Consider the following 4388-nt stretch of genomic DNA (forward strand, 5'->3'; position numbering starts at 1 on the left):
CTTGCGTTGCAGAACAGATAACTCATTCCGCGACGTTATTAATTATTCATTATTAACTATTAATTGCCTTTCTGATCCACCTTCACCGCCAGCACATCGCAATGGGCTCCCGGCACCAGTCCCCGGGCGGTGGAGCCCAGTAGCAGGGCCAGGCCGCTGCGGGTGTGGCTGCCGACCACGATCAGGTCGGCGTGCAGCTTGTCAGCCTGGTCGAGAATGGTCTTCTCAATGGAGCCCAGCTCCACATGAACATTGTCGGAGGGAATCTGATAGCGGCTGGCATAGGTGTCAGCGGTCTCGCGGGCCTGTTGCATCAGGCCGCTCTGCAGGTCGGTCACATCCATGGGCACATCGGCACCGTAGGCCAGGGCCAGGGGCTCGATCACATGGATCAGATGCAGTTCACCATCGTTGCCGGAGAGGACCCCGGCGGCACGGGATAGCACCTGTGCAGACTCATCACTGCAATCAATGGCGACCAGAATTCGGCGGTAGGGGCTCGGCACGGTTCTCTCCCTGAAACGGTGACTTTTCTGCAGTATAACGCGCTTTCAATGGCTTTCCAGGGTGGAGAACGCCGCTTTGAGGGTTGCTCCACAACCACCTCTGGTCTACTACTAAAAAGACGGTGCCTCTGACGAACTCACTGCGAGCCCGTCATGCCTTGCGGGCGCGCCCTGCGGGTCCTGCTGGCTGACGTTCCCCGGTTTTTTTGCATGTCCAGGGGGATGCGTGGAGGGAGAGACAGACGCTGTGAAACTCGCGCCGGGATTGCGATCCAGCCCGGGAGATCGGGCACGTGGAGGGTTATTCAGAGGCTCCCCGGAAGACAGCAGAGCTTGACCCGGCCATACCGGCGCTGTCTAAATAGCGCCCGAAGAGGACCTGCGTCGCCCCAGCCACCGTCATAGTGGGGTAAGGGCAGCCGGTCTGTGCTCTGTTCAACAAACCGCCGCCATTGAGAACCTGAGAATGGGAAAAACTCTTGTTATTGTGGAGTCGCCTGCCAAGGCCAAGACCATCAACCGCTACCTGGGCGACGACTTCGTAGTGAAGTCCAGCGTCGGCCACGTACGCGATCTGCCGGTCAGTGGCGGTTCCAAGAAGAGCACCCCTCAGGAACGTGCCAAGGAGGCCGCCTATACGCGCTCACTGCCCAAGGAGGAGCGCGAAGCCTATAAAAAGAAGAAGGCCAAGGCCCAGTTGATCAACCGCATGGGGGTCGACCCGGAGCACGGCTGGAAGGCCCATTACGAGATCCTTCCTGGCAAGGAAAAGGTGATCGACGAACTCAAGCGTCTTGCCGCCAAGGCCGACCGCATCTATCTGGCCACGGATTTGGACCGCGAAGGGGAGGCCATTGCCTGGCACCTGCGGGAAGTGATCGGCGGTGATGACAGTCGCTTTGACCGGGTGGTGTTCAACGAAATTACCAAAAAAGCCATTCAGGCCGCCTTTGAGCAGCCGGGCAAACTGGATCTGAGTCGGGTGGAAGCCCAGCAGGCCCGCCGCTTCCTGGACCGGGTGGTGGGTTTCATGATCTCGCCATTGCTGTGGGAAAAGATTGCCCGTGGCCTGTCCGCAGGACGGGTGCAGTCCGTGGCGGTGGAACTGGTGGTGGAGCGAGAGCGGGAAATCCGCGCCTTTACTCCGGAAGAGTTCTGGGAAATGCGCAGCGACACCCACAGTGATCAGGGCGAAGCCCTGCGCCTGGAAGTGGCCAAGCACAAGGGTGAGAACTTCCGCCCCAACAATGGCGATGACGCGGAAGCACATCGTCAGGCATTGCTGCAGGCCGGTACGCTGACCATCAGCCAGCGTGAGCAGCGTCCTACCCGGTCCAAGCCTTCGGCTCCCTTTATTACCTCCACGCTGCAGCAGGCGGCCAGTACCCGCCTGGGATTCGGGGTGAAGAAGACCATGATGATGGCCCAGCGCCTCTACGAAGCTGGCCACATTACCTACATGCGTACGGACTCCACCAACCTGAGTGCAGATGCCGTGGCCGCCTGCCGGGAATGGATCGGCGAGAAACTGGGCGACAAGTACCTGCCTGAGAAGCCGTTGTCCTACAGCAGCAAGGAGGGCGCCCAGGAAGCGCACGAAGCGATTCGCCCCTCCGACGTGCGCCGCACCTCCGACTCCCTCAAGGACATGGAGCGTGATGCCCAGCGTCTCTACGAACTGATCCGTCGCCAGTTTATTGCCTGCCAGATGCCCCCGGCGGAATATCTGAGCACCACGCTCACCGCCACCGGCAATGACTACGAGCTGAAGGCCAAGGGACGCATCATGAAGTTCGACGGCTGGACCCGTATCCAGCCCCCCGCTTCGCGCAAGGGTCAGGAAGATACCCTGCTGCCGGATGTGAAAGAGGGCGACCGCCTGACCATCGACCAGGTGGACATCGATCAGCATTTCACCAAGCCGCCGGCCCGTTTCACTGAAGCCAGCCTGGTGAAGGAGCTGGAAAAACGTGGCATTGGTCGTCCGTCCACCTATGCGGCGATTATTTCCACCATTCAGGATCGTGGCTATGTGCGCCAGGACAACCGCCGTTTCTACGCGGAAAAAATGGGCGATATCGTCACTGATCGTCTGGCGGAAAACTTCCCCAACCTGATGGATTACAGCTTTACCGCCCGCATGGAGGAAACCCTGGATGAAATCGCCGAGGGCCGCCGTAACTGGCAGGATGTGCTCGATGAGTTCTACCGGGATTTTGTTGCCAAACTGGAAGCGGCCCAGGGTGAGGGCAGTGGCAAGCAGGCCATTGGCGGTATGCGTGCCAACCTGCCCACGGATACCGACATCGAGTGTCCCAAGTGTGGCCGGCCCATGCAGATCCGTACCGGTTCCACCGGGGTCTTTCTGGGCTGTTCAGGGTATAGCCTGCCACCGAAGGAACGCTGCACGGCGACCCTGAATCTGTTGCCCGGTGAAGAAGCCGAGTCGGTGAATGCTGACGATGAAGAAGCGGAAGCCAAGGAACTGCGCAACAAGAAGCGTTGCCCGAAGTGCGGCACCGCCATGGAAAACTACCTGATCGACGAAAAGCGCAAGTTGCACATCTGCGGTAATAACCCGGATTGTGACGGCTATGTGGTCGAGAAGGGCGAGTTCCGCATCAAGGGCTACGATGGGCCGGTGCTGGAATGCGAAAAGTGCGGCAACGACATGCAGCTGCGAACCGGTCGGTTCGGGAAATTCTTCAAGTGCACCAACGAGGCATGTGGTAATACCCGCAAACTCCTCAAGAGCGGCGAGCCGGCACCGCCACGGGCCGATCCGATTCCCATGCCGCACCTGAAGTGCGAGAAATACGATGACGATCACTATCTATTGCGCGATGGTGCCTCCGGCCTGTTCCTGGCCGCCAGCAAGTTTCCCAAAAACCGGGAAACCCGGCCGCCACTGATCCTGGAAATCCAGAGCGTCGCCGAGCAGCTTGATCCCAAACACAAGTACCTGGCCGAGGCGCCGGCGAAAGACCCGGACGGCAACCCCGGGGTCCTGCGTTACAGCCGAAAGGCCAAAGAGCAGTACGTGATGAGCGAGATCGACGGCAAGGCCACCGGCTGGATGGCCTTCTACCGGGACGGCAAATGGGTCGAGGAACAGACCAAGAAAAAGGCGCCCGCCAAGAAAAAAGCGGCTGCCAAAAAGAAGGCCCCGGCCAAGAAAAAGGCCGCTGCCAAGAAATCCTGACCGCCTTTATTTGTAGGAGCTATGCTTGCATGGCGAAAACCAGGGTCATCGCGAGCAGGTTCGCCATGCAAGCATAGCTCCTACGGTCAGGTTAACCCGTTATATCCATAGTTTCTGTGAGTCCCCATGTCCCGAATGGTCCGAGAAAATGCCGTCAGTGGTCTGCGCGAGCGGATCTATTTTGCCCAGGCCCTTCTACGTCAGCTCACCCGTGAACAGGCTGATGCGGTGCCTGCGGTGCGCCTGGCCCTGCGTGGTGCCGTGGTCTTTCATCTCTATTCCGCCCTGGTTGGTCTGGCGCGCCAGTCTGCCAACACCTATCAGGTAGCCGGTGCCGACCACTTGTTCAGCCTGGCTGCCCTGGTTCAGGCATTCCGTGATTCTGAAGTGGAAGCCCCGGAAATGGCCATCCTCGGCCAGGCCCTGGCCGACCGCGCGGACCTGATCGCCTGGCTGGACGGGGAAATGCAGGGTGCCATGGGTGCCGCTGGCCTGGCCCGTCGGCCAGCCCCGCCCAGCGATGCCAACGCTCTCAACCTGATGGCAGAAGACCGCTATGCCCCCCTGGCAGAAGGCGACCTGGAGCGCCTGAGCAATGCCATCCAGCGGGTCAGCGAGCTGGTGGAGCATTGTGTGGGGTATCTGGAAGAATGGTGAGAAAGGCAATTAATAGTTAATAA

The 4388-nt window shown here is 59.8% G+C and carries 3 protein-coding genes; 2 read left to right on the plus strand and 1 reads right to left on the minus strand.

All coding sequences use genetic code 11. The annotated features are described in order from the left end of the window. Positions 1 to 59: 59 nt before the first annotated feature. Positions 60 to 506 carry a universal stress protein gene (locus A3714_RS00935; protein ID WP_063509343.1) on the minus strand — a complete coding sequence of 149 codons (447 nt, stop codon included), beginning with the start codon at positions 504 to 506 and terminating at the stop codon, positions 60 to 62. Positions 507 to 972: 466 nt separating this feature from the next. On the opposite strand from A3714_RS00935, the gene topA reads away from it, so the two are divergent. Both topA and A3714_RS00945 read left to right on the plus strand, forming a co-directional pair. After that, the gene (gene topA / locus A3714_RS00940; RefSeq protein WP_063509344.1) at positions 973 to 3708 is read left to right on the plus strand and encodes a type I DNA topoisomerase; all 2736 of its coding nucleotides are present in this window, start codon (positions 973 to 975) and stop codon (positions 3706 to 3708) included. A 126-nt stretch (positions 3709 to 3834) separates the two neighbouring features. Further along, positions 3835 to 4365: a hypothetical protein gene (locus A3714_RS00945; RefSeq protein WP_063509345.1), complete on the plus strand. Its 531-nt coding sequence runs from the start codon at positions 3835 to 3837 to the stop codon at positions 4363 to 4365. Positions 4366 to 4388 lie beyond the last annotated feature (23 nt).

Source organism: Alcanivorax sp. HI0007, from assembly GCF_001635525.1.
In the GTDB taxonomy this organism is placed as follows: domain Bacteria; phylum Pseudomonadota; class Gammaproteobacteria; order Pseudomonadales; family Alcanivoracaceae; genus Alcanivorax.

Excerpts from the sequence above, each read along its gene's own strand:
- topA (WP_063509344.1), top strand. The coding sequence starts at position 973 with ATGGGAAAAACTCTTGTTATTGTGGAGTCGCCTGCCAAGGCCAAGACC.
- A3714_RS00945 (WP_063509345.1), top strand. The coding sequence starts at position 3,835 with ATGTCCCGAATGGTCCGAGAAAATGCCGTCAGTGGTCTGCGCGAGCGG.